Annotated in this window: 25 protein-coding genes; 17 read left to right on the forward strand and 8 right to left on the reverse strand. The window is 59.1% G+C overall.

The window, feature by feature from the left end:
• Positions 1-44 precede the first annotated feature (44 nt).
• From rimI to FKCLFG_RS09385, 7 genes are all read left to right on the forward strand, one after another.
• Positions 45-509 carry a ribosomal protein S18-alanine N-acetyltransferase gene (gene rimI / locus FKCLFG_RS09355; RefSeq protein ID WP_472615830.1) on the forward strand — a complete coding sequence of 155 codons (465 nt, stop codon included), beginning with the start codon at positions 45-47 and terminating at the stop codon, positions 507-509.
• Entirely contained in the window at positions 506-1,426 is a 921-nt protein-coding gene (locus tag FKCLFG_RS09360) for a uracil-DNA glycosylase (protein WP_472612826.1), read from the forward strand. Before rimI ends, FKCLFG_RS09360 begins: the two co-directional genes overlap by 4 nt.
• On the forward strand, positions 1,389-2,423 hold the full coding sequence (locus FKCLFG_RS09365) for a DUF1853 family protein (protein ID WP_472612827.1): 1,035 nt from the start codon (positions 1,389-1,391) through the stop codon (positions 2,421-2,423). Before FKCLFG_RS09360 ends, FKCLFG_RS09365 begins: the two co-directional genes overlap by 38 nt.
• Before the next feature lie 183 nt (positions 2,424-2,606).
• Entirely contained in the window at positions 2,607-3,308 is a 702-nt protein-coding gene (locus tag FKCLFG_RS09370) for a histidine phosphatase family protein (RefSeq protein ID WP_472612828.1), read from the forward strand.
• A gap of 111 nt (positions 3,309-3,419) precedes the next feature.
• Positions 3,420-4,496 (forward strand): phosphotransferase family protein, encoded by a 1,077-nt coding sequence (locus FKCLFG_RS09375; RefSeq protein ID WP_472612829.1) that lies wholly within the window; start codon positions 3,420-3,422, stop codon positions 4,494-4,496.
• 21 nt (positions 4,497-4,517) lie between these two features.
• Positions 4,518-5,780, forward strand: coding sequence for an acyl-CoA dehydrogenase family protein (locus tag FKCLFG_RS09380; RefSeq protein WP_472612830.1), 1,263 nt, complete (start codon positions 4,518-4,520; stop codon positions 5,778-5,780).
• A gap of 153 nt (positions 5,781-5,933) precedes the next feature.
• Positions 5,934-6,638 (forward strand): glutathione binding-like protein, encoded by a 705-nt coding sequence (locus FKCLFG_RS09385; RefSeq protein ID WP_472612831.1) that lies wholly within the window; start codon positions 5,934-5,936, stop codon positions 6,636-6,638.
• A gap of 192 nt (positions 6,639-6,830) precedes the next feature.
• On the opposite strand, the gene FKCLFG_RS09390 is transcribed toward FKCLFG_RS09385, so the two are convergent.
• Together FKCLFG_RS09390 and FKCLFG_RS09395 are read right to left on the reverse strand one after the other, a co-directional pair.
• The gene (locus tag FKCLFG_RS09390) at positions 6,831-7,514 is read right to left on the reverse strand and encodes a type 1 glutamine amidotransferase domain-containing protein (protein ID WP_472612832.1); all 684 of its coding nucleotides are present in this window, start codon (positions 7,512-7,514) and stop codon (positions 6,831-6,833) included.
• Positions 7,515-7,723: 209 nt separating this feature from the next.
• Complete coding sequence (locus FKCLFG_RS09395) at positions 7,724-8,746, reverse strand: AraC family transcriptional regulator (protein ID WP_472612833.1); 1,023 nt, start codon at positions 8,744-8,746, stop codon at positions 7,724-7,726.
• A 335-nt stretch (positions 8,747-9,081) separates the two neighbouring features.
• Here FKCLFG_RS09395 and FKCLFG_RS09400 point away from each other — a divergent pair, with 335 nt between their 5' ends.
• From FKCLFG_RS09400 to FKCLFG_RS09410, 3 genes are all read left to right on the forward strand, one after another.
• Positions 9,082-9,918 (forward strand): enoyl-CoA hydratase/isomerase family protein, encoded by an 837-nt coding sequence (locus FKCLFG_RS09400; RefSeq protein WP_472612834.1) that lies wholly within the window; start codon positions 9,082-9,084, stop codon positions 9,916-9,918.
• A gap of 230 nt (positions 9,919-10,148) precedes the next feature.
• Positions 10,149-11,336 (forward strand): thiolase family protein, encoded by a 1,188-nt coding sequence (locus tag FKCLFG_RS09405; RefSeq protein ID WP_472612835.1) that lies wholly within the window; start codon positions 10,149-10,151, stop codon positions 11,334-11,336.
• 218 nt (positions 11,337-11,554) lie between these two features.
• Positions 11,555-13,105 carry an acyl-CoA synthetase gene (locus FKCLFG_RS09410; protein ID WP_472612836.1) on the forward strand — a complete coding sequence of 517 codons (1,551 nt, stop codon included), beginning with the start codon at positions 11,555-11,557 and terminating at the stop codon, positions 13,103-13,105.
• 42 nt (positions 13,106-13,147) lie between these two features.
• Here FKCLFG_RS09410 and FKCLFG_RS09415 read toward each other — a convergent pair whose 3' ends face one another.
• Both FKCLFG_RS09415 and FKCLFG_RS09420 read right to left on the reverse strand, forming a co-directional pair.
• Complete coding sequence (locus FKCLFG_RS09415) at positions 13,148-14,152, reverse strand: NAD(P)/FAD-dependent oxidoreductase (protein ID WP_472612837.1); 1,005 nt, start codon at positions 14,150-14,152, stop codon at positions 13,148-13,150.
• Between the two features lie 123 nt (positions 14,153-14,275).
• Positions 14,276-14,722, reverse strand: a complete 447-nt coding sequence (locus FKCLFG_RS09420; RefSeq protein ID WP_472612838.1) for a CBS domain-containing protein — start codon at positions 14,720-14,722, stop codon at positions 14,276-14,278.
• Positions 14,723-14,900: 178 nt separating this feature from the next.
• Here FKCLFG_RS09420 and FKCLFG_RS09425 point away from each other — a divergent pair, with 178 nt between their 5' ends.
• From FKCLFG_RS09425 to bioC, 5 genes are read left to right on the forward strand one after another with little or no spacing between them, the layout of a single operon-like run.
• On the forward strand, positions 14,901-16,223 hold the full coding sequence (locus FKCLFG_RS09425; protein ID WP_472612839.1) for an O-acetylhomoserine aminocarboxypropyltransferase: 1,323 nt from the start codon (positions 14,901-14,903) through the stop codon (positions 16,221-16,223).
• Between the two features lies 1 nt (position 16,224).
• On the forward strand, positions 16,225-17,049 hold the full coding sequence (locus tag FKCLFG_RS09430) for an alpha/beta fold hydrolase (RefSeq protein WP_472612840.1): 825 nt from the start codon (positions 16,225-16,227) through the stop codon (positions 17,047-17,049).
• Positions 17,046-18,206, forward strand: coding sequence for an 8-amino-7-oxononanoate synthase (bioF, locus tag FKCLFG_RS09435; RefSeq protein WP_472612841.1), 1,161 nt, complete (start codon positions 17,046-17,048; stop codon positions 18,204-18,206). Before FKCLFG_RS09430 ends, bioF begins: the two co-directional genes overlap by 4 nt.
• Positions 18,203-18,943 carry an alpha/beta fold hydrolase gene (locus tag FKCLFG_RS09440; RefSeq protein WP_472612842.1) on the forward strand — a complete coding sequence of 247 codons (741 nt, stop codon included), beginning with the start codon at positions 18,203-18,205 and terminating at the stop codon, positions 18,941-18,943. The genes bioF and FKCLFG_RS09440 overlap by 4 nt, the downstream gene beginning before the upstream one ends.
• Complete coding sequence (gene bioC, locus FKCLFG_RS09445) at positions 18,936-19,721, forward strand: malonyl-ACP O-methyltransferase BioC (RefSeq protein ID WP_472612843.1); 786 nt, start codon at positions 18,936-18,938, stop codon at positions 19,719-19,721. Before FKCLFG_RS09440 ends, bioC begins: the two co-directional genes overlap by 8 nt.
• A 176-nt stretch (positions 19,722-19,897) precedes the next feature.
• Here the strand turns inward: bioC and FKCLFG_RS09450 are convergent, their stop codons facing one another.
• Together FKCLFG_RS09450 and FKCLFG_RS09455 are read right to left on the reverse strand one after the other, a co-directional pair.
• Positions 19,898-20,101 carry a DTW domain-containing protein gene (locus tag FKCLFG_RS09450; RefSeq protein WP_472612844.1) on the reverse strand — a complete coding sequence of 68 codons (204 nt, stop codon included), beginning with the start codon at positions 20,099-20,101 and terminating at the stop codon, positions 19,898-19,900.
• A gap of 74 nt (positions 20,102-20,175) precedes the next feature.
• A complete protein-coding gene (locus tag FKCLFG_RS09455; protein WP_472615902.1) occupies positions 20,176-20,331 on the reverse strand; it encodes a hypothetical protein in 156 nt (51 codons plus the stop codon).
• Here FKCLFG_RS09455 and FKCLFG_RS09460 point away from each other — a divergent pair.
• Positions 20,272-20,643 carry a DUF7947 five-stranded beta-barrel domain-containing protein gene (locus FKCLFG_RS09460; RefSeq protein WP_472615831.1) on the forward strand — a complete coding sequence of 124 codons (372 nt, stop codon included), beginning with the start codon at positions 20,272-20,274 and terminating at the stop codon, positions 20,641-20,643. The genes FKCLFG_RS09455 and FKCLFG_RS09460 overlap by 60 nt on opposite strands.
• A gap of 198 nt (positions 20,644-20,841) precedes the next feature.
• Here FKCLFG_RS09460 and FKCLFG_RS09465 read toward each other — a convergent pair whose 3' ends face one another.
• The gene (locus FKCLFG_RS09465) at positions 20,842-21,852 is read right to left on the reverse strand and encodes a hypothetical protein (RefSeq protein ID WP_472612845.1); all 1,011 of its coding nucleotides are present in this window, start codon (positions 21,850-21,852) and stop codon (positions 20,842-20,844) included.
• 328 nt (positions 21,853-22,180) lie between these two features.
• Here FKCLFG_RS09465 and FKCLFG_RS09470 point away from each other — a divergent pair, with 328 nt between their 5' ends.
• Entirely contained in the window at positions 22,181-22,972 is a 792-nt protein-coding gene (locus FKCLFG_RS09470) for an alpha/beta hydrolase (protein WP_472612846.1), read from the forward strand.
• 133 nt (positions 22,973-23,105) lie between these two features.
• On the opposite strand, the gene FKCLFG_RS09475 is transcribed toward FKCLFG_RS09470, so the two are convergent.
• Complete coding sequence (locus FKCLFG_RS09475; protein ID WP_472612847.1) at positions 23,106-23,459, reverse strand: YkgJ family cysteine cluster protein; 354 nt, start codon at positions 23,457-23,459, stop codon at positions 23,106-23,108.
• Between the last annotated feature and the right edge of the window lie 127 nt (positions 23,460-23,586).

Below are 23,586 nucleotides of genomic sequence, written 5' to 3' on the forward strand. Positions count from 1 at the left end.
CCCAGGCCGTATCTGCCTCTGCATCGCTGCTGCGATTTGCGCCGATGCAGCCCGAGGACCTCGATGCGGTATTGACCATCGAAAACACCGTTTATCCACATCCGTGGACACGCGGCAATTTCAAGGATGCATTGCAAAGCGGCTATCAGGCTTGGATCGCTCGCGCGGAAGTGGGCAAGGAAGATAACGACGCAGTGGGCAACTTAGTTGGCAACTTAGTGGGTTATTTTTTACTCATGCTGGTGGTGGATGAAGGGCATTTGCTCAATATCAGCGTGCGGGGCGATTTGCACCGGCGCGGATTCGGGCGTGCGTTGCTGGATCGGGTGGTGTCGATGGCGCGCGAACTGGGACTGACTTCGATTTTGCTGGAGGTGCGGCCATCCAATACGCGCGCGCTCAACATGTATGTGCAATACGGTTTTATGTCGATCGGCCGCCGCAAGGCGTATTACCCGGCTGCCGGCAATACGCGGGAAGATGCCATCGTCATGCGGTTGTCGCTATGACGCTGGAACAGCGCCGCCGCGCCGTTTTTTTGCACGAAATGGGCGTGGGCGAGATTTGGATGCGCCGCAATGTCAAGCCTGTTTTTGAATCCGCATCCAACCCCGACGCAGGCCTGACCAGCGAGGCCGCTAGCGTCGGTGACATTATTAGTGCCACCGCGGTTGCCAAGGTTGTATCCACAGCGGCCAAACCGGACGCTCCATTTTCATTCCCAATCCCATCTCCAGTCAGCCCTTCCCCGGCAAGCACGCATGCGGCGTGGGATGATTCTCCTTTGGTAACCGATCCGGCAACCTTACCGTCTGCAGCGGAAGTCGCCTTGATGGATTGGCCGCAACTGCAGGCTGCCGTTAGCGCTTGCCGCGGCTGCGATCTGTGCCAGAAGCGCAACCAGACCGTCTTCGGCAGCGGCGACCGGCAAGCCAAATGGCTGTTCGTTGGCGAAGGCCCTGGCCGCACCGAAGATCAACAGGGCGCGCCTTTTGTGGGCCCTGCCGGCAAACTGCTCGATGCCATGTTGTCGGCCATGGGTTTGACGCGCGATGCCAACGTGTATCTGTCCAATGTCGTCAAATGCCGCTCGACCGATGCAAATAGTGCCGATCACGCACCGTCGCCGCAACAAATTGCCCTGTGCAAACCTTATCTGGAACGACAAATTGCCTTGTTGCAACCGACTGTGATTGTGGCTCTCGGCAAGACGGCTGCGCTGACGTTGCTGGAATGCAGCCCCGGCACCAGCCTGTCGTCGCTGCGCGGCCAGTTGCATCGGGCTTATCAATGCCCGACCGTAGTTACTTACCATCCTGCCTATTTGTTGCGCAAGCCGATCGCAAAACGCGAGGCCTGGGATGACCTTTGCCTGGCGCTGCGCACCTATGCCGACCAAACTGCCAACGCAAGCGCTGCTGAATAAGCCCGTGCTGTTTGCCACATGCCAGGCCGATTTTCATCGGCGCTGGGGGCATCTGCGCGACCCGCATGTCCGTGCGCTGGCTTGGTTGCTGAGCGCGCCGGATTTGCTGGATGTGCGGGCACCGCAATGGCGCGGCATGATCGCGACGCTGGACGGCGCACGGGATCAGACCACGGTTGACTGGCTGGCAGCACTGGATGCGGCACCGGCCGAACTGCATGCCTTTCTCGATATCAGACCATTCACCCGCCTTGGGCATTACGCCGAAAAGCTTTTGGCATTTTATTTTCGGCGTCAGGGCATGCTGTTTGCGCACGGACTCCAGGTGCGTGCCAGCAAGGACGATACGGTGGGCGAGTTCGACTTCCTGCTATGGCAAGAATCTGGACACGCATCTGCATACGAAGCTGCGCTGCTGCACTGGGAATTTGCCACCAAGTTTTATCTGCTGGAATCAAGCGCAGCCGGCGCCGGGACCAAGATCGCGGCGGATTATTTCATCGGCCCGAATCTGGCCGACACGCTGGGCGCGAAAATGCGCAAAATCCTCGACCAACAACTGATGCTGGCGCAGCATCCGGCGGCGCAAATTCACTTGCCGCAATCGGTCGCATCAGCCCAGGCGCTGGTCAAAGGATGGTTGTTCTATCACGACGACGATGCATTGCTGCCGCCGGTAATGGGATTGTCGCCGGCGCATTGCCGCGGTTTCTGGTGTTCATTAACGGAATTCGAAGCGATGCCGGCAGAACGGCTGGCAATCCTGCCGCGCTTGTCCTGGCTGGCGCCGGCACGGGTAGCGCCAGCGGACGCGCTGGACAAGCCGCAGTTGCAGGATGCACTGGCGGCCCAATTTTCACAGACCACCATGCCGGTGCTGGTGGCGCTTCTGCAGCAGAGCGCGGATGAGGATTGTCTGCTGGAAAGCAGCCGCGGCTTCATCGTGCCCGACGACTGGCGCAGCAAAGCGCATCAGCGCAGCCAACGCAAGGTTTGAGCCGACTTGCCACAATAAACCTCTTGTTACGAAGTTGCACTGGTATTAACCCGATCCAATCCATCGGCAAAAAATACACTCCACCCGGACACAGTTGCAGCCACAATGGAAGCTTATTTGCCGCCATCGCGATGCGCAAAAAGGTATCAGCGCATTACTCTCCAAACACTCACCAGAATACAAATGACTCCACACAAAAGACGACGCATCTACCTGATGCGGCACGGCAGCGTCACTTATTTCGACGCCAACGGCAAACCGCATTTGCCGGAACAAGTTCCGCTCAACGAACAAGGCCGTGCCCAGGCTACTGCTGCCGGCAGGGTATTCGCGCAGGAAAAAATTAAATTCGACCGCGTCATCGTATCTGGCCTGCCGCGCACAGTCGAAACCGCCAACCGGGTGCTGGCTGAAACCGGACAGGATATCGCACCCGAGCATTGGCCCGAACTGGAGGAAATCCGAGGAGGCAAGTTATCCAGTATCCCGGATGACGATCTGAACGATGCCTTTCTGGGCGCCTTTGATGGCGTGGTGGCCGAACACAAGCGCTTCCTCGGCGGCGAAAGCATAGGCCAGTTGCTAGATCGGGTATATCCCGGAATCGACCGCTTGCGCGCCGACAATAGCTGGGATACCGTGCTGCTGGTGCTGCATGGCGGCGTCAATCGCGCCATCCTATCGTATGCCCTCACCGGCCAAAGATTGTTTCTGGGTAACATGGCGCAAACCGCGGGGTGCATCAATGCGCTCGATGTCGGTCAAGATGCCAACGACTGGGTGCTGCGGATTGCAAATTTCTCACCGCCCTCCCTGCTGCAGAGTCAAAACCGGTGCACCACCATGGAAACCCTGCTGGAACAATATCGGCAATTCAGAACATGACGGCATCGGCATTTGGTAACACGCAAAACATTTTATAAATAGTACGACCGTACAATTTTATAGGTTAGAATCGTCTTTCGGCCATTCCCGCCAAACACAGGAGGAGACACGATGTTCGAAGAATTCATGGGAACCATGCCGGTCAGCGAGCGGCAAAAATTCGATACCGACGTTCTGGCCGATTACATGCGGCAGCACGTCGCAGGGTTTTCCGGCCAACTCGAGGTGGAGCAGTTCAAGGGCGGGCAATCGAATCCGACCTTCAAGCTCACCGCAGGCGGCCAGCGTTACGTACTGCGCACCAAACCCGGCCCGGCGGCCAAACTGCTGCCATCGGCACACGCGATTGAGCGTGAATTCCGTGTCATGGATGCATTGCACAAAGCTGGTTTTCCGGCGGCGCAGCAATATGCGCTATGCATCGACGAAGCCGTCATCGGCCGCTCCTTTTACATCATGGAGTTTGTCGATGGCCGGATTCTATGGGATCAGTCGCTACCCGGCATGGACAAAGCCGAGCGCAGCGCAATTTATGATGAAATGAATCGCGTGATCGCGCAGTTGCACAGCATCGATTACGCCGCCATCGGCCTGGCCGACTATGGCAAACCGGGCAATTACTTCACGCGCCAGATCGACCGCTGGACCAAGCAATACCGGGCCTCGGAAACTGAAAAAATAGAAGCCATGGACCATTTGATCGCATGGCTGCCAAACAACATCCCGGCCGGCGACGACACCAGCATCGTGCATGGCGATTACCGCATGGACAATATGATTTTCCATCCGACCGAACCGCGCATCCTGGCGCTGCTGGATTGGGAATTATCGACGCTGGGCCATCCGCTGGCGGATTTTTCCTACCATTTGATGAGCTGGCATATCGCCCCGGGCCAGTTCCGCGGCATTGGCGGCCTGGATCACAAGTCACTCGGCATTCCGTCGGAAGACGCCTACATTGCCCAATACTGCGCGCGCACCGGCAAGACGATCCGCAAGGAAGATCTCAGTTTTTATCTCGCTTACAACATGTTCCGCCTGGCTGGCATTTTGCAGGGCATCATGAAGCGCGTGGTGGATGGCACTGCAGCGAGCGAACAGGCATTAAAGGCAGGTAAAGCCGCCAGACCGCTGGCGGAAATGGGCTGGCGTCATGCTTGCGGGATGAATAAAGATGGGCGTGACTAAATTTTTCAACGAGGAGACATAATGGATTTCGCATATTCAGAGCGGTGCAAGTCGTTACAGGAAAAACTCCTGAAATTCATGGATGAACACATCTATCCGAACGAAAACAGCTATAAGGATGAGGTCTATCGTAACGGCAAGGAACAGGGAAATCGCTGGATTCCAACCCGCATCATTGAAGAAATGAAACCGAAGGCGCGCGAGCTCGGCCTGTGGAATTTGTTCCTGCCCAAATCCAGTCGCGCACCGGAAGGCTTGTCCAACCTGGACTACGCCCCTTTGTGCGAAATCATGGGCCGGGTCGGCTGGGCGCCGGAGGTATTCAATTGCAACGCCCCCGACACCGGCAACATGGAAACCATCGAACGCTACGGGTCAGAAGAACAAAAGACCCAATGGCTGGAGCCGCTGCTGCGGGGCGAAATCCGTTCCGCCTTTGCCATGACCGAACCAGGTGTCGCCTCCAGCGATGCCACCAATATTGAAACCCGCATCGTGCGCGACGGTGATGACTATGTGATCGACGGTCACAAGTGGTGGGCTTCCGGTGCCGGCGATCCGCGCTGCATGCTTTTCATCCTGATGGGCAAAACCGATTCCGACGCGCCGCGCCATGCACAGCAATCGATGATCCTGGTGTCAGCCGACACCAAGGGAGTTACCATCAAACGCCCATTGCCGGTGTTCGGTTATGACGATGCGCCGCACGGTCATTGTGAAATCCTGTTCGAAAACGTGCGGGTGCCGGCTTCCAGCATCCTGCTGGGCGAAGGGCGCGGCTTCGAAATCGCCCAGGGCCGCCTTGGCCCCGGGCGCATCCACCACTGCATGCGTGCCATCGGCGTGGCCGAGCGCGCACTGGAACTGATGTGCAAACGCCTTAACGCTCGCGTAGCCTTCGGTCGTCGCCTGTCGGAACAAGGCGTATGGCGCGAACGCATCGCCGAGGCGCGCATCCGAATCGATTCGGCGCGCCTGCTGACCCTGAAAGCTGCCTACATGATGGATACCGTCGGCAACAAGCACGCCCAGGCGGAAATCGCGATGATCAAGGTGCTGGCGCCGAATGTCGCCCAACAAGTACTCGACTGGGCGATCCAGGCGCATGGCGCGGCCGGGGTTTCAGATGACTTCCCGCTGGCGTATATGTGGGCCGGCAACCGCACCTTGCGCCTAGCCGACGGCCCGGATGAAGTGCACCGCAACGCAATCGCCAAGCTGGAACTGGCAAAGCATATGCCGCCTGCAGACAAGGAAGTCAACGCTCCGGCCAAACACTCTTGATCGACTTCCAATAGGCAGGGAACGCAGCAAGCACGGCTGCAACCACGCGACGGATAGACTAAACTATTCGTCGCGTATTCATTTCCAAAGCTGCTGCCATGTATCCCGGTGACAGCGGCATTGGCCTGTCACTCCCCCACGAAAAGGAACTCCATGATTGACGTTTATAGCTGGCCCACTCCTAACGGCCATAAAGTCCATATCATGCTCGAAGAATGCGGCCTGCGGCTGGGTCGAGAATGGCGTGCATATCCGGTCGACATCGGCGCCGGCGACCAATTCGAGCCGGATTTCCTGGCAATTTCGTCCAACAATAAAATTCCGGCTATCGTCGATGCAGACGGCCCTGACGGCCAGCCGATTTCGCTGTTCGAGTCGGGTGCGATATTGCTGTATCTGGCCAGCAAATATGACCAATTCCTCGGCAACAATGATCGGGAAAAATTCAACACCATGCAATGGCTGATGTTTCAGGTCGGCGGATTCGGCCCCATGTTGGGGCAGGCGCACCACTTCCGCATTTATGCGCCAACCCAGATCGAATACGCAATCGAGCGCTACACCAACGAAGCCAAACGCTTGTATGGCGTGCTCGACCAGCAACTCGCCAAAACCGCTTATCTGGCCGGCGACCAATACACGATTGCCGACATCGCCACTTTCCCCTGGACCCGCTCATGGAACAATCAGGGCATAGACTGGGCCGATTACCCCAATGCGAAACGCTGGTTCGACGAAATCAGCGCCCGCCCGGCAGTCCAGCGTGGGGTACAAGTACTGGCCGATTTGCGCAAGCCTTTGGTCGACGACAAGGCAAAAGAAGCTTTGTTCGGGAAGACGCAGTATCAGAAGAGGTAACCGATATTACGCATGTCTGCGCAAGACATGATGCTTTCATCATCTAACGATATTAGCAAACAATAGGGTGTATCATTATTTTCATGGCGTTTTCCGCATATGTTTATTGGATTCATAAAAAATACTCCGATAAAAATTTGGAATGCGATTAACTGCCATTACAGCGATAAACCCATTCCTGCGCACACCACGTCAAGCCGTTTGCAATTGTTTCAAAACCGCGATTGCAGCTGCTTCCGACGAGGCCGGGTTCTGTCCGGTGATCAGGTTGTCGTCAACCACGACATACGGCAGCCAGTCCGGGCCTTTGGAATACTTCCCGCCGCACTTGCGCAACTCGTCTTCCAACAGGAACGGAACGATATCCGTCAACTGCACCGCCTCTTCTTCCGTATTGGAAAAACCGGTTACTGCTATTCCCTTGAGCAAAGGCAGGGAATCCTGCGCCATGGTATGGCGAAATACGCTGGGTGCATGGCATACCGCAGCAATCGGCTTGCCCAAGGCAAACATGGTTTCGATCAACGTGACCGAATCCGCATTCTCGGCCAGATCCCACAATGGCCCGTGCCCGCCGGGATAAAACAGTGCATCGAAATCGTCAGAAGACACCGTGGAAAGTTCGACCGTACTGGCCAGTGCGGCCTGCGCCGCAGCGTCCTGCTTGAAGCGGCGCGTCGCATCCGTCTGAAATTCGTCCGCGTCGCTTTTCGGGTCCAGCGGCGGTTGTCCGCCTTTCGGTGAAGCCAGGGTGATATTCGCGCCGGCATCCTTGAAAACGTAATAAGGCGCGGCAAACTCTTCCAGCCAGAAACCGGTTTTCCGGCCGGTATCGCCAAGCTGGTCATGCGACGTCAACACCATCAATATATTCATAAGACCTCCAATGTGCAGCGCAGATTTTATGTTCGATAAATATTACATTAAATAGCAAAACATCATCAAAATGCGTTTTTGCATCCGCCGGCAATCTAAGGTTTTTCGTAACTATTGAGCCTGCATACCAGTTAAGAGCGAAGCGGTAAGGCAGGTCTCCGCCATGTTCTTATTCCGTGCAACAACGCCGCGGCCACCCACTTTCCAAGCTATCCATCTTTTCGGCCAGGCCCCAGCCGGCGATAGGCGCCGGGGGCGCTACCCGTCCACAACTTGAATGCCCGATTGAAAGTGGTCGGATCATCGAATCCGATGGACGAGCCGATCTCGGCAATCGGCAACTCGGTCTTGATCAGCTGCAGAATGGCCATGTCACGCCGCAGTTCATCCTTCACCGCCTGAAACGTCGTTCCCTCTTCGGCCAGCCGGCGCGACAGCGTGCGCACCGAAAAATGCAGCGCCCGGGCGGTCGGCGCTACTGTGGGCATGCTGCCCAGACGGGATTCGAGATAGTCGCGCACACGGTGCGTCAGCATTCTTTCGCTAAACGGGACGTAAAGCCAGTCGGCCGGCGCATTGCGCAGAAAATCACTGAGCGCGCTCTTGTCCTGCCGAATCGGTGCGTTCAGGTACTCCGAATCCACGTAGAGCGCCGTCTGTGCCTGATCGAAGTTGGTCGGGCCCGGAAAGACGTACACATATTCCGGCGCTCGTGCCGGACGGGGAAAGGCGAAATCCACCTGCGCCAGCGCAATCTTGCGCCCAATCATCCAGGATGCCACGCCATGCACGAGCTTCAGCATCAGCTCATGCACCAGCACGCGCGAGCCTTGCGGTGGCGCATGCTCGATCAGCGCGATGCGCGTCAGGCTTTCTCCGCGCGACACTTCGAAGCCCATGTCATCCAGCATCAGGCGGAAATAGCTGACGAAGCGATGAAAGGCGATGTCCAGATTAGGCGAGCCAAACATCCCCAAACAAAGAAACTTCAGTGTTCCGTTGCGCAAGGGGCGAGAAAAAAAGCGCGGCGTTTCATCGTCGAGCATCAGGGCAAGCTGGCGATAAAGCTTCGAAAACTGCTCGATCGTTACCCGGCCACCCGCCTCCTGCAATAACTCGGGGGCAATCTCGGCATGGCCGATGGCGGTCCTGACCAATAAGGAGTCAGGATCGAGTCCGGCAAGCAAATCGGTCGCCAAGGCAATCGGAACGGTGGCTGTCTGTCGGTTCATAGGATCGTGCAATGCAACATTTTTCTTGCGCTAATTTTGGCATGAAATGCAAACATTTAGGCCACTTCTGTCATCGCGACAAAACATGACCGCCCCTATAATCATCGAACGAACAGCAACGGCAACAACAAAAAACGCCGGAATTTTATGCACTGTTTGCCCGAGGCGACATACGCGGTGCGTGGCACGCAATGCAGGTTTCGAATGATCGCAACGAGGAGGCAGCCGCCTCCTCCGTTCAAGATAAAAGAGGAGACAAGCCTTGCATCAAGGTTCCGCCAATTCGATCCACCCGATCCTCGAGATCGAAACCATGTGCGCCGGAGATTCCGCTAATGCCTGACGCCCCGCTCGTTCTGGAAATCACCGAGGGGGTGGCGGTGATTACCCTCAATCGTCCGCAACAGCGCAACACCCTGACGCGCCAGCTCGCCGCAGCCTTGCGCGACGCTGTCGGCGAGATCGGCCGCACGCCCGCTGCCAAGGCCGTCCTGCTGCGTGCGGCGGGCGAGCACTTCATGGTCGGCGCTGACCTCAACTGGCTCGGCACTCTGGTCGGCAGCACGCCGGACGAAGCCGTCAACCCCGAACGCGATGCGATGCGCCGGCACGAAGTTGCCGGCATCATCGACGACGCGCATGCGGCAATCCTCGGCCTGCGTCAATTGCCGCAACCGGTAGTGATGGCCGTGCGCGGCGCAGTTGCGGGTTTCGGATTTTCGCTTGCCTGTGCTGCGGATCTCTTGTTGGCCGCGGACAACGCCCGTTTCACAGTGGCTTACAACGCCCTCGGCGCCAGCACCGACGGCGGAGCCAGCTATCATTTACCTCGTCTGATCGGCCCGCAGCGCACCATGGCAATGGCGCTCCTTAATGAATCGATGGATGCCATGATGGCGAAAGACTGTGGATTAGTGTACCGGGTGACTGCCCTCGACCAACTGGACGGCACCGCCCTGGCGCTGGCCCGGCGACTTTCCACCGGGCCGGCTGCAGGGCAGGCTTCGATCAAGCGCCTGATCAATTTCAGCTTCGAACGTACCCTGCCTGAGCATCTGCAGGCCGAGGCCGCGGCTTTTCTCGCGGCCTCGGATACTGACGACTTCGCGGAAGGGGTCCGCGCCTTTCTCGAAAAGCGCCCACCTCGCTTCGGCCAGCTACCGCCTTCATAAATACGCAGCGCTCAGCAGGCGTCGAGCGCCAGGTCCGGTGCCGCCGTCGCGGCAATGTGGGCAGCAACTGAAGCCATCCAGATTTTTGGGAGCATGGGCCGCAGCACCGAATACCCGGTCGAAAAACTCTTCCGCGACGCCAAGGTCGCGGCAGATCTGCGAAGGCGCCAACGAAATCCAGCGCAACATCATTGCCCGCGAAATGGTCCGGGCTTAACCAGGAGAACAGAATGCAGAACAACAATGAACCCGTCATCCTCGCCGCCGTGCGCACCCCCTTCGGCCGTCGCGGCGGCGCCCTGCGCGAAACGCGGCCGGATCAACTGCTGGCCGGCATCATCGGCGCGGCACTCGAGCGCGCCGGGCTGCCCGGCGCAGCCGTCGGTGACGTCATTGCCGGCTGCGTCAGCCAGGCCGGCGAACAGGGTGCCAATATCGCCCGGCAGGCCGCCCTCCTCGCCGGCCTGCCGCAGGAAGTGCCGGGCGTCAGCCTCAATCGCATGTGCGGTTCCAGCCAATATGCGGTGCATGCGGCAGCGCAGGCGGTAGCGGCCGGCGACCTCGATTTCGTCATCGGCTGCGGTGTCGAGAGCATGAGCCGGGTGCCGATGTTCCTCGACCTGACGCTGGGCAAGGGCGAGTTCCGCGGCTTCGACAATCTCCACCCGGGCATTACCTCGCGCTACGCCATTCCGCATCAGATCGAGAGCGCAGAGCTGATTGCCGACCACTGGAAACTGTCGCGCAGCGAACTCGACAGTTTCGCGCGAGAAAGCCATCGCCGCGCCTACGCCGCCCGGCTGGCCGGTGTGCATCAGGAAATCGTTCCGCTGCCCGGTGTCGACAAGGAAGGCGTCGCGCTGACGCTGGATTGCGACGAAGGCGTGCGCCCCACCCTTGATGAACAGAAGATGGCCACCATGCTGCCGATTTTCCGCTCGCCGGAAAACGGTGTCGTGACTGCCGCCAACGCCAGCCAGATGGCCGACGGCGCGGGTGCGGTGGTCATCGGTCGCCGCTCTGCCGCCGAACAGCGCGGCATCCGGCCGAAGGCCCGTTTTCGGGCCCGTGTCGTCGCCGGCTCCGACCCGGTGCTGCAACTCACCGGCGTCATTCCTGCCACCCGCATGGCGCTCGAACGCGCCGGACTGACGATTGCCGATCTCGACTGGATCGAGCTTAATGAAGCCTTCGCCACCGTCGCCCTATGCTGGGCGCGTGAATTCAAGCCCGACATGGAAAAGCTCAACCCGTGGGGCGGCGCCATCGCCCACGGCCACCCGTTGGGCGGCAGTGGCGCCGGTCTGATGGCCAAGATGCTATGCGGCCTCGAACAGCGCGGCGGCCAGTTCGGCCTGCAGGTCATGTGCATCGGCCACGGCATGGCCACCGCCACCATCATCGAGCGCCTGGACTGATCACACCGGCAATATCAACGGCAGCGCAGTTATCGCCTCACCGCATCAAGCATCAAATATGCGCAACATATTGAAACACTGGATTTCTGCCTGCGCGGGTAGGGCAATTCATTTTCATGAAGCGTTCGCCACGGCTTATTGAGAAATTATTGCATCTGACGCAAGATACGCAAGACACGCAACTGACACCCGACAACAACAAACTCCGGAGACAAATCATGAGCCAGACCGAAATCCAGCAGGCCAGCCGCAACACCATCGGCGACGCCCTGCGTCGCTCCGTGCGGCGCAACCCGAACAGGGAAGCCCTGCTTTACGAAGACCGGCGCTGGACTTACGCCGCGCTGGATGTCGCCGCCAACCGCGTCGCGCACAGGCTGCTGGGCCTCGGCCTCAAGCCGGGCGACCGCGTCGCCGCCTACGGTCGCAATTCCGACGCCTACGTGTTGCTCTGGCTGGGCTGCGTGCGCGCTGGGCTAACCCATGTGCCGATCAACTACGCGCTGACCGAAGGCGAACTGCACTACATCGTCGAACAGTCGGGAGCTCGCGCCCTCTTCCACGACCTGGTCATCGCCAGGCATATCGAACAGCTCGGCCCGCAGTCGCCGTGCGAATGGGTCGGCACACTGCACGGCGGCGACACGCTCGATATTCTGGCTTTTGCCCGCGCCCCCGGCTGCGAGAGCGCGCCCGAGGTTTCGATCAGCGAGGAGGATCTCGCGCAACTGCTCTACACCTCGGGCACCACAGCTGCCCCTAAGGGCGCGATGATGACGCACCGGGCGCTGATGGCCGAATACACGAGCACCCTGCTGGCCACCGAAATCAACTCAACTGACCGCTCGCTGGCTTCGTTACCGCTCTACCACTCGGCGCAGATGCACGTCTTCGTGATGCCGCAACTGCTGGTGGGCGCCACCACCATCGTCATCCAGGCGCCACAGCCCGAGCTCTGCTTCGAGCTGATCGCCAAGGAGCGCATCACCTCCTTCTTCGCGCCGCCCACGGTTTGGATCGCCTTCCTGCGCCATCCGGATTTCGACCGCCACGATCTCTCCAGTCTGGCAAGGGGCTACTACGGCGCCTCGATCATGCCGGTGCCGGTGCTGCAGGAGCTCTCCCAGCGGCTGCCGAAAGCCCGCCTGTTCAACTGCTACGGCCAGAGCGAAATCGCCCCGCTGGCCACCGTGCTCTCGCCGGAAGATCATGCCGAGCGCCCTGCTTCGGCCGGAAAACCTATTTTCAACGTCGAAACGCGCATCGTCAACGAGCAGATGGAAGACTGCGCGTCTGGCGAAATGGGTGAAATCATCCATCGCTCGCCGCAGTTGATGACGGGCTACTGGAACAAGCCGGAAGAAACCCTCGAGGCCTTCGCCGGCGGCTGGTTCCACTCTGGCGACGTCGGCTATTTCGACGAAGCCGGTTTCCTCTATATCGCCGACCGCATCAAGGACATCATCAACACCGGCGGCGTCGTGGTGTCGAGCCGCGAAGTCGAGGAATGCCTGTATACCCACCCGGCCGTCAGCGAAGTGGCGGTGATCGGTCTGCCTGACGAGAAATGGATCGAGGCCGTGGTTGCCATTGTCAGCCTCAGGGCAGGCCAGCAGGTCGATGCCGAGACTTTGATCGCTCACGCCAAGGCCCACATCGCCCCCTTCAAGGTGCCCAAGCGGGTGTTTTTCGTAGAATCCATGCCGCGCACTGCCTCAGGCAAACTGCTCAAGCGCGAGTTGCGCCAGCAGTACGCCAGCGCCGGCTGAATAGTTACGTTTTTTCAGGATTGGCGATCGATAAAAACCCGATCAAGAGCCCACTGCCGCGGCCAGTGCCAAGCCGCTCAAATAGGCATTTTCAACCCGGCCGCTGCCTTCCAGGCCAGCCGCGAACCAGTCGCCACAGGCACCGATGCGCAGTTTTGGACGCCACAGGCAATCCTCTGCCAGTGGCGCAAGCGCCTGAGCGTATCGCCAGCGGTGCGCGCTGGCATGGACCGGTTGCACCTGCGATCCGGTCGCCTCGTGAAAAGCCTTCAGCAACTTCTCCTTGGCACGCTCCTCGTCGTCTTCCAGATGTTCAATACTCCAGTCGACAGAGGCGTGCGCCACCCAGCGCTCGCCATCACGATGTTCCGGCTTAGCGTTATCGCGAATAATCCAGGACAGGCGCGAACCGCTGACCCAGGCGCCGTCGTAACCTAGCGTCAAAGGCAACGGAAAGCTCAACATCAGGGCCCAGCACGGAGACATTTTTGCCTTTGCCACCTGCTTCGCCAGGGCCGGTACCGCTGTTAGCAGCGGCACCGCCTGATCGGCCGGAACCGCCAGCAACACCGCATCGAACGGGCCGGCGCTGGCATCGATTGCCACGCTGTTTGAACTGACCGACAGCAGCCATTGCTTGCCGAGCGGTTCAATGCGCCGCACCATCTGCTCGGTGCGAATATCCAGCCCTTGCGCCAGATGTTTGCACAGGCTGCTCATGTCGGGGATGGCGATAAAACGTTTTTGAGAGCGTCCGGCCGGCTTTTGCACACCCGGCGTACCCTGTTCCAGCTGCACCAGATCCGGACTCCAGTCGATGATCAATTCTGCCTTTTTCCAGGCGGAAATCTGCTTGCGAAAAGCTGCCGAGCTAGCGGTAAAATATTGCGCGCCATAATCGAAGCCGCCGAACTCAGTCTGACGCGTGCTCATGCGGCCACTCACCTCGCGGCTTTTTTCATACACAGTCACGCTATGCCCCTGAATTTGTAATTGGCGAGCGCAGGTTAAACCGGATAATCCGGCACCGATGACGGCAATATGCATGGTCGATCCTTTTGTGGTTGAGAGATGGGGCCAGACGTTAAAACAAAAAAAAGCCGCTCGCGGCAGTCTCACCGGGGGCGGCTCTTGCATCAAGCCGCTAACGGCCAGACAGTAATAATCTCTTTAATCCTCCACCTCACCCGGCCAGTCGCGAATGTAAGCTTTGAGCATCTTGTTCTCGTAACTTTGTGCTTCGAGCACTGATTTGGCCACGTCATAGAAGGAAATCACGCCCAGCAGGGTTTTGGCATCGATTACTGGCAGATAGCGGGCATGTTTTTCCAGCATCACGCGGCGCACTTCATTGATGTCGGTATCCGGCGTCACCGTCAGCGGGTGGTCATCCATGTGCTTGCGCACGCTATCGCTGCCCACGCTGCCGTTGTTCTCATGCACCGTCTTGAGCACTTCGCGAAAAGTCAGCATGCCGACCAGATCGCCATACTCCATCACGACCAACGAACCTATGTCCTTTTCCGCCATCGTGTTGATAGCATCGATCATCGGAGTATCAGGCGTGACCGTATAGAGGATATTGCCTTTGACCGTTAGGATTTCTGAGACTTTCATGATTCTTCTTTGTGTGATTGTTAATTGTGCTATGACTGTAGCGCAAGCACAGTGAAAAATCCAGCATGCGAATCAATACAATCTATTTTGATGATGTGGCACATCGCAGCATACAAAAGGCGTGGTGCTAAACTTCCCGCTGCAACGACAAAACCCAATAACGGAGACTTAATCCAGCATGAGCGGCACAAATTACCTCAAATTCGACACCCTGTCGCTGCACGCCGGCGCAGCACCCGATCCGGCTACCGGCGCACGGGCGACACCGATCCACTTTACGTCGTCCTTCGTTTTCAAGAACTCCGACCACGCCGCATCACTGTTCAATATGGAACGCGCCGGCCACGTCTATTCACGCATTTCGAATCCGACCAACGCGGTACTGGAAGAGCGCATCGCCGCACTCGAAGGCGGCGTGGCCGGCATTGCGGTGGCCAGCGGCCAGGCCGCGCTGCATCTCGGCCTGGTGACGATTGCCGGTGCCGGCGCACATATCGTCGCCTCGCGTGCGTTGTACGGCGGCTCGCAGAATCTGCTGGCCTACACGCTCAAGCGCTTCGGCATCGAGACCACTTTCGTCGATCCGCGCGACCTCGATGCATGGCGCGCCGCGATCCGCCCCAACACCAAGGTGCTGTTTGCCGAAACCCTCGGCAACCCGGGGCTGGAGGTGCTGAATATTCCCCAAGTTGCGGAAATCGCGCATGCACATTTTTTGCCGCTGATGGTCGATTCGACTTTTACCACGCCGTATCTGCTGCGCCCGTTCGACTATGGTGCTGACCTGCTGTTCCATTCGGCTACCAAGTTCCTGTGCGGCCACGGCACCGCGATCGGTGGCTTGCTGGTCGATGGCGGTACCTTCGACTGGCAGCAAGCCTATGACAAGACCGGCAACTTCGCGGAATTGTGCGAACCGTATGACGGCTTTCACGGCATGGTGTTTGCGGAAGAATCGACGGTCGCGCCGTTCGCGCTGCGCGCGCGGCGCGAAGGTCTGCGCGACTTCGGCGCGGTGATGAGCCCGCACAATGCGTTTGCGGTATTGCAGGGAATCGAAACGCTGGGCTTGCGCATGGATCGGCATGTCGCCAATACGCGCAAGGTGGTCGAATTCCTGCTCGCACATCCTGCGGTGGAATCGGTCTCCTATCCCGAACTGGCATCGCATCCCGATTACGCACTCGCCAAAACGCTGCTGCCGAAAGGCTCTGGCGCGGTATTCACCTTCAGCATCAAGGGTGACCGTGCGGCTGGTCAACGCTTCGTCGAGGCACTGAATATCTTTTCGCACCTGGCTAATGTCGGCGATGCCAAATCGCTGGTAATCCATCCTGCTTCGACCACGCACTTCCGGGTGCCGGCCGATCAGCTCGCTGCTGCCGGCATCACCGAAGGCACGATACGGTTGTCGATCGGATTGGAAGATGTGGACGACCTGATTGATGACTTGGCGCGCGGTCTGAAGATGTCACAGCCCAGCGCCAAGAAAGGCGGCTAGCATGCTGACCAACATCCACGGCTTCGATGCCTATTGTTATACCGGCGGCAAACCGTTCAACCCATTACTGCCGACTGCCGTATTCATCCACGGCGCACAGCACGACCATTCGATCTGGATACTGCAAACCCGTTATTTTGCGCACCACGGCTTTAACGTGCTGGCAGTCGACCTGCCCGGCCACGGCCGCAGCAAAGGCGCGGCGCTGACCAGCGTCGAAGCCATCGCCGACTGGTTGCTGGCGTTGCTGGATACTGCTGGCGTGGAAAAAGCGATGCTGATCGGCCACAGCATGGGTTCGCTGGCGGCGCTGGAAGCCGCCTGCCGAGCGCCGCAACGGGTGCGCAAATTGGCGCTGGTCGGCACCGCCTATCCGATGAAGGTGTCCGACACCTTACTTGATGCGGCGAAAAACGCGGAACAGAGCGCAATCGACATGGTCAATATCTGGTCGCACACATCGGTAGCACAAAAACCCTCCAGCCCCGGCCCCGGTTTTTATGTAATGGGCGGCAACCAGCGCCTGATGCAGCGCATCTCCAAACTCAATCCGGACCATGTGTTTTACACCGATTTTTTGGCCTGCAATGCATATGCGAATGGCGACATTGCCGCGCAATCGGTGCAATGCCCAACCCTGTTTCTACTCGCCCGGCGCGACATCATGACGCCGATCAAGGCCAGCGCCGACCTGACCCGCACCATCGCGCATGCGCAAGTGGTGCAACTCGACCACTGCGGCCACAACCTGATGGCGGAACAGCCGGACGCGGTGCTCGATGCCCTGTATTCGTTTGCCAATACGTTTGCCGGAAGCGCCGCATGATCCAGGACGAACTCGATAGCGCACTGGCCGGACTCAAGGCGCAAGGCCTGCAACGCCGCAGGCGCGTGCTGGACACGCCCTGCGGAGTTGAGGTCGAAGTCGATGGCTGCGCGCTGCTGTCGTTTTGCAGCAATGACTATCTCGGTCTGGCCGCAGAACCGGCGCTGATCGAAGCCGCGCGTGAAGCAGCGACCCGCTGGGGCGTCGGCTCCGGCTCTTCGCACCTGGTCGGCGGCCATTTGGCACCGCACGAAGAATTGGAACAACGCCTGGCCGCTTTCGTCGGCAGCGCCCGTGCGCTGTATTTCAGCACTGGCTACATGGCCAACCTGGGCGTAGTGCCGGCGCTGGTCGGACGCGGCGATGCAGTATTCGCTGACCGCCTGAACCACGCGTCGCTGATCGACGCCGCCCAGTTGTCGCGCGCCGCCCACCATCGTTATCCGCACAACGATCTGGCCGCGCTGGAGCGTCAACTGGCCGCCAGCAGCTCTAAACGCAAGCTGATCCTGACCGATGCGGTGTTCAGCATGGATGGCGATCTGGCGCCATTGCCGCAACTGCTGGAACTGGCCGAGCGCTTCGACGCCTGGCTGGTGGTGGACGATGCGCACGGCTTTGGCGTGCTCGGCCCGCAAGGGCGCGGCACGCTGGCGCATCTCGGCATCGAGCTCGGCGCCCATCCGCGCCTGCTGTACATCGGCACGCTGGGCAAAGCGGCCGGCGTCTCCGGCGCGTTCGTGGCCGGTGCCGCCAATGTAATCGAATGGCTGATGCAGCGCGCCCGCACCTATATTTTCACCACCGCAGCCAGCCCGATCGTGGCCGCGACGCTGATCAAGAGCCTGAAACTGATCGAACAAGGCGACGCGCTGCGCAGCCATCTGCAGAACCTGATCAAACGCCTGCGCAGCGGTTTGGCAGACACGCGCTGGCAACTGCTGCCGTCGCCGACCGCGATCCAGCCCATCATCATCGGCGCAAACGATGCTGCGCTACGCTGCTCCGCTGCGCTGGCCGAACAAGGGATCTGGGTGCCGGCAATCCGTCCGCCCACCGTGCCCAAGGGCACTGCGCGGCTGCGCATCACACTCTCGGCCGCACACAGCCTTGCGCAGGTTGACCGACTGCTTGATGCATTGAGGCAGTTGCAATGAGCGAACTGGTTTTATGGCACGGCTGGGGCATGCTTCCGGGAGCATGGGATGGTCTGGCTGCGCAGCTCACTTCACAACACGAAATCCAGCCGCAGGCACAGGCGCTGCCCGGCTACGCCGGCACAACAGCACCCTCCTTTTATACGCTGGATGCGCTGGTCGATGCGCTGCTGGCTGAAGTGTCCACCCCGGTCACGCTGTGCGGCTGGTCGCTCGGCGCGCTGCTGGCGATGCACGCCGCGCAACGCCATCCGGACAAGGTCGCGCGCCTGATCCTGATCGGCGCCACGCCCAGTTTCATGCAACGCGCCGACTGGCCGCACGGCATGACACCCGCAGCGCTGGCGGAATTCACCGAGGCGGTCGGCAACGATCCGAAAACCGCGCTCAAGCGCTTCATTGCACTGTTCAACCAGAACGACGTCAACGGCCGCAGCATCGGCCGCGCTCTGGCTCTGACTCTGGCCACGGCCGAACTGCCGCCCGCTGCGATACTCACAGCCGGCCTGGCGCTGCTGCGCGACACCGACCTGCGGGCGCTGGTGCCGCATATCAGTCAATCGACACTGCTGCTGCACGGCGCGCACGACCAGTTGATGCCGCTGGCCGCCGCGCAATGGCTGGCGGCCGCGCTGCCGCAGGCGCGGCTCGACGTCTTGCCGGACGCTGCACACGCCCCTTTTCTGTCGGACCCGGCACGCTGCGCCGCCCTGATTGCGGATTTCATCGATGCCTGACATCGACAAGCGCAAGGTCAGCGCCGCCTTCGATCGCGCCGCCGATTCTTACGACGCGATGGCGCAATTTCAGCACCAGGTCTGCGATCGGCTGGCGGCAACGCTGCCCGACATACAAAACGATCGAAAACTAATCCGTATCCTCGACGGCGGCTGCGGCACCGGGTACGGCGCTGGCCTGCTGCGCCGGCAGTGGCCCGAAGCGCTGGTGGTCGGTTGCGATCTGGCACCGGAAATGGCACGCAAGACGATGGCGCGCGGCGTCGCTTGCGTCTGCGGCGATCTGGAACGCCTGCCTTTCGCCGACGCCAGCTTCGATCTGGCCTGGTCCAGTCTGGCGCTGCAATGGTGCCAGCCGGCGCTGGCCTACGCCGAATTGCAGCGGGTGCTCGCGCCCGGCGGCCTGCTGCTGTTTTCCACTCTGGGCCCGAACACGCTGCATGAACTGGAGAGCGCCTTCGCCGGCATCGACGCGCACCGCCGCGTGCTGCCGTTCGCTGCCGCGGCTGAGGTCGAGACGGCGCTGGCAACCGCCGGCTTCGAGCGCATCAAAATGACATGTGAAAACTGGATCACTCGCCACAGCAATTTCAAGACCCTGCTCGCCACTATCCGCGGCATCGGCGCCAACCAGATCGGCGGCAACCGGCGCCGCAGCATGATGGGCAAAACCGCATGGCAAGCCGCGCAAGCCCGTTACGAAGCGCTACGCGATGGCGACGGCCTGCTGCCTGTAACGTATCAGGTAGTGTTTGGGTATGCGGAAAAGCGGCGGTGATAGCAAGTATACGTCGAATTTCCATCTATTTTCAGGGAGTATAGTAAAAAATACCGAAATTCCCACAAGTATTTATTAGCCTATTAAAAATACAGTCTAATGTATGTGTATGGTGGATGAAACCCGCCAAACCTCCGGTAACAAATCTTCCAGCATCGTCGTGGGTTGCACCCGCGCTACGCCCCGTTCGCCCTATACCCGATCTGCTGCGCGACGAAGCCGTCGAACGCATTCAGCAAGGGCTGAAATTGTTCAATGCCGCCCTCCAGCTGCATCAGCGCGGCGCAAGTCGCCTCCAGCGTGGAAAGCTGATCCGGCCGATGCGCTTTGCAGATCAGGTAATGCGAGGCCGAGGTGTCGCGCAGCGGCAGGCGCGGCATCGTTGCAGCAGCGGATTCAGGTAAAGCATCTTGCGGCTCTTGCGCCAGGTACCGTCCAGCACGATCAGGCGCAATTACGACGGATTGCGCAGCAAGTCCGGCGCCAGAACCGGCTGCGCCGGAATGCCCAGCGCCTTGTACTCCTTTGTCTCCGGATACAGCAGGATCGCATGTTTCGGACTGTATGCCGCCGGCTTGGGCGCGAACTGCGCAGTCAGCAGCGCCTGCAATTCCTGTTCGTCAAACGTCTCACTAGGCTCGCGGATCAGCAGGAAGCAATCGATGGTCGGATATCAAGCTATAACAGCAATACGTTCAAAGGAAGAATCTTCGTCGCGAAGTTTGGACGACCCATTTCATTTGAACTCGCGCCTACCATGCGAACGATCAAGGCCATTCAACTCATCACAACCAGTCTTCGTGCCAACGCCCTGAAGCAACATTCTGAGGTGGGAAGTCTGGTGCATTGTTTGGTCTATCGTAATACAAGCAAGTCAGGCCAACTCAAGACGTTAACCATCGTAGGCGTGAGCGATGCATAAACAGCCATAAACAGGGGATAGACTACGGTTTTTGAGTATTGACGGATAAAAATCGTGGCCCCCTATTTTTTACTCGGACTGGCGAACGGTAGATTTTCCCGTTTGGTCGAAATGACGAGCAGAGCGGTTGACGGTCTTGCCATTCAGTATTTTGCAGCCGGTTCACCTTAAGTCCGACAGGCTTCCTGGCATGCGCCCCTAACGACGCTCCTGCTCGTGCTCTTCCTCGGCCTGGTTCCCCCGCCCGCGATTCTGGTGTTCGGCCTTGTTCCCGCGATCCCTGTTTTGCTGTTCAGCGTTGTTTTCACGGCCCCTGTCTTGCCGATCAGCCCTGTTTTCGCGACCCTTGTCCTGCTGTTCGCCCCGGTTCTCGCGCCCCTTGTCTTGCGGTTCGGCTTCCGGGCGCTGCATTCGCTGCGGCTGCTGCGCGGGCGACGGTGGCCGTTGCTGATTAATCTGCAAGTCATGTTGTTGTTGCTCTTTTTGTTGTTGTCTTTGTTGCTGTTGTTGCTGTTGTTGCTGCTGCTGCTGCTGCTGCTGCTGTTGATGCTGATTCATCTGAAAGTCCTGCTGCGGCCTGGCGCGCGGGTTGTCCCGCCGGTTGTCCGCGTTGCCACGCTGTTGCAGGTGCTGCTGCGTTACTTCATCACGCGGCTGGTAGCGGTACTTCTCGGATCGGATCGAATGTTGTTGTTCTGCCGCGCGGGGATAGCGATTCCCCGAATACTGCCGCTGGTAGACCGGCAACGGTGCGGCGCTTGGGGCGGAGCGGCGGTCCCAGCGGTCCCAACCGCTTCGGCGCTGCTCCCAATCCCGGCCCCAGTGATCGCCCCAACGTGGCGGCGCGTCGGTGCGCCAACCGCGAAAATACACCGGAGGCTGGCGGTAGTAGCGCACCGGAACGCGCAGCACGTACAGCGGCACATATTCAGGCTCCGTCAATTCCCACGGTCCGTTGTACCAGCTGCTCGCATACCAGTTATCGTCCTGGTACACCCAGTACAGGCCGTCGTAAAAGAAGTAATTCGAATTCGCGCGCGGGTTGTAATAGACCGGGTAGCCAGGTATCAAGACAAGATTCGGATACGCCGGCATGTTGATGCCGATACTGATACCGGGCGATTGAATGCCGACGCTGATCTGGGCGTGGGCTGCGGCAATCGAGCCAAACAGCATCGATAACGCAATGAGCGGGTAGCGAATTTTCATTTTCCGTCCTTTTGGGGTAAGCGTTTTGGTGTCCATGAAAACAGCTTGCTCGCAAGCACCTGGCTCCGTCGGTGCGGTAGCACACTGAGCGAGGTGGCAAGTCCGCTTGATTTTTTCAGCGCCGACATGATTGACTGGCCGTATTCGACGCTTCGTCTGGCAGCAGTTGGCATGCGGCGCTACTCGGCCTTTCCCCTGTTTACTTCGCTTTAAGCCATACTGCTAGCCTGTTTGAAGTTATTTTTCTTCCCCCTCATGCGGCAGCGTCAATGAGGATGATTTAAGAAAATGCTATTCCTGTCAAACTATGTTTATTGGGAGAGCTGCTATGCACCGTGCAATAAAAACCTGGTTCGCGTCGTTGCTACTGGTAGTTGTAGTCCACGCGCATGGGCAGACAGCTCAGAAAGTCGTCGATATTCCGACCCGTCCAGGCGTCACCCAACGGATGCTGGTACTGTCCCCGCCCGAGTCGAAAGCCGCTGTGATCCTGATGGCCGGCGGTCACGGCGGGCTGCAAATTTCCCCGAATGGCGCATTCGGGTGGGGCGAAGGAAATTTCCTCGTTCGCACCCGCCAGTTCTTCTCTGAACAAGGCTTGCTGGTGGCGGTCGTCGATGCGCCGTCGGATCGTCAGAGTTCGCCTTTCCTCGTTGGCTTTCGCCAGAAACCCGAACATGTGACAGATATCAAAGCCGTCATTGCCTGGCTGCGCGAACAGGCAAAAGTACCGGTGTGGCTGGTCGGTACCAGCCGCGGAACCCAATCCGCCGCATACATCGCGACAGAGCTTTCCGGCCCGGAAGGGCCAGATGGACTCGTACTGAGTTCAACCATCCTGACCGACAACAAAGGGCGCGCGGTGCCGGCCATGCCGCTAGACAAGCTGCGCATCCCGGTCCTGGTGGCGCATCACGAACAGGACGGCTGTGCTCACTGCGCATTCAGCGAGATTCCGGGCTTAATGGAGAAACTCAAGAATGTACCGAGAAAGCAGTTACTGACTTTCAAGGGCGGTGAAAGCCGCGGCGACCCTTGCGAAGCGTTCGCCCATCATGGCTTCAATGGACTGGAACGCGATGTGGTCAAACAGATTGCGGCGGGAATTCTCGGAAACTAAGCCATAAGCCGCACATGTAGGGCACCTTGTTTACCGCATATATCAATTGTCACTCAAAAAATACAATAATCAGTATATTTGAAGCGACGACAGCCTCTGCGTTTGCCATCAGGTTTGCCGGAAGCGGCGCGCATCAAACCAATACCTGGCGCGTTTGCACAAAATACTGGTGGATTTGCAGCTCGATGTTAGGGTCGATCATTACCGCAGGCCGCCTGCCGTTCGGGCAAGCGAGCCGCGGTGTGGTTCCGAACAAGCGGCAGATCAAAGGACGCTCTGCGTAGACTCCACATCCATTGTCGCCGAGGTGCGGACAACTCAGGTCGGCAAGCGCCGCATCGTGTTCTTCCTCGCTTTTGACGGGCAGCCTTGCCATCTCTTCGGTAGAGGTGGTCACTGGGCCGCAACAGTCGTGGCATCCGGGTATGCACTCGAATGCAGGGATGCGACTGCGGAAAAATTTGATTTTTTGGCTATTCGAGGTCATCCGGGCACATGCGATTCAAAGTTCAAGCCGGCAGCTCATATAAGGCTAGGAGGGTCGAAAGGGTAGCATAAGCGCGCATGGGAAGTGAGCGTGACGCAGCCTGTCAAGTCGCAACCCCATCATGCTT

The organism is Gelidimonas denitrificans, assembly GCF_055694065.1.

Coding starts and splice junctions, on each gene's coding strand:
- FKCLFG_RS09420 (WP_472612838.1), bottom strand. CDS start 14,722: ATGAAAGTCTCAGAAATCCTAACGGTCAAAGGCAATATCCTCTATACG.
- FKCLFG_RS09405 (WP_472612835.1), top strand. CDS start 10,149: ATGCAGAACAACAATGAACCCGTCATCCTCGCCGCCGTGCGCACCCCC.
- FKCLFG_RS09375 (WP_472612829.1), top strand. CDS start 3,420: ATGTTCGAAGAATTCATGGGAACCATGCCGGTCAGCGAGCGGCAAAAA.
- FKCLFG_RS09430 (WP_472612840.1), top strand. CDS start 16,225: ATGCTGACCAACATCCACGGCTTCGATGCCTATTGTTATACCGGCGGC.
- FKCLFG_RS09460 (WP_472615831.1), top strand. CDS start 20,272: ATGTTTCGGACTGTATGCCGCCGGCTTGGGCGCGAACTGCGCAGTCAG.
- FKCLFG_RS09450 (WP_472612844.1), bottom strand. CDS start 20,101: ATGCCGCGCCTGCCGCTGCGCGACACCTCGGCCTCGCATTACCTGATC.
- FKCLFG_RS09425 (WP_472612839.1), top strand. CDS start 14,901: ATGAGCGGCACAAATTACCTCAAATTCGACACCCTGTCGCTGCACGCC.
- FKCLFG_RS09470 (WP_472612846.1), top strand. CDS start 22,181: ATGCACCGTGCAATAAAAACCTGGTTCGCGTCGTTGCTACTGGTAGTT.
- FKCLFG_RS09385 (WP_472612831.1), top strand. CDS start 5,934: ATGATTGACGTTTATAGCTGGCCCACTCCTAACGGCCATAAAGTCCAT.
- FKCLFG_RS09400 (WP_472612834.1), top strand. CDS start 9,082: ATGCCTGACGCCCCGCTCGTTCTGGAAATCACCGAGGGGGTGGCGGTG.
- FKCLFG_RS09360 (WP_472612826.1), top strand. CDS start 506: ATGACGCTGGAACAGCGCCGCCGCGCCGTTTTTTTGCACGAAATGGGC.
- bioF (WP_472612841.1), top strand. CDS start 17,046: ATGATCCAGGACGAACTCGATAGCGCACTGGCCGGACTCAAGGCGCAA.
- bioC (WP_472612843.1), top strand. CDS start 18,936: ATGCCTGACATCGACAAGCGCAAGGTCAGCGCCGCCTTCGATCGCGCC.
- FKCLFG_RS09475 (WP_472612847.1), bottom strand. CDS start 23,459: ATGACCTCGAATAGCCAAAAAATCAAATTTTTCCGCAGTCGCATCCCT.
- FKCLFG_RS09365 (WP_472612827.1), top strand. CDS start 1,389: ATGCCGACCAAACTGCCAACGCAAGCGCTGCTGAATAAGCCCGTGCTG.
- FKCLFG_RS09370 (WP_472612828.1), top strand. CDS start 2,607: ATGACTCCACACAAAAGACGACGCATCTACCTGATGCGGCACGGCAGC.
- FKCLFG_RS09410 (WP_472612836.1), top strand. CDS start 11,555: ATGAGCCAGACCGAAATCCAGCAGGCCAGCCGCAACACCATCGGCGAC.
- FKCLFG_RS09465 (WP_472612845.1), bottom strand. CDS start 21,852: ATGAAAATTCGCTACCCGCTCATTGCGTTATCGATGCTGTTTGGCTCG.
- FKCLFG_RS09395 (WP_472612833.1), bottom strand. CDS start 8,746: ATGAACCGACAGACAGCCACCGTTCCGATTGCCTTGGCGACCGATTTG.
- FKCLFG_RS09415 (WP_472612837.1), bottom strand. CDS start 14,152: ATGCATATTGCCGTCATCGGTGCCGGATTATCCGGTTTAACCTGCGCT.
- rimI (WP_472615830.1), top strand. CDS start 45: ATGCAGCCCGAGGACCTCGATGCGGTATTGACCATCGAAAACACCGTT.
- FKCLFG_RS09390 (WP_472612832.1), bottom strand. CDS start 7,514: ATGAATATATTGATGGTGTTGACGTCGCATGACCAGCTTGGCGATACC.
- FKCLFG_RS09440 (WP_472612842.1), top strand. CDS start 18,203: ATGAGCGAACTGGTTTTATGGCACGGCTGGGGCATGCTTCCGGGAGCA.
- FKCLFG_RS09380 (WP_472612830.1), top strand. CDS start 4,518: ATGGATTTCGCATATTCAGAGCGGTGCAAGTCGTTACAGGAAAAACTC.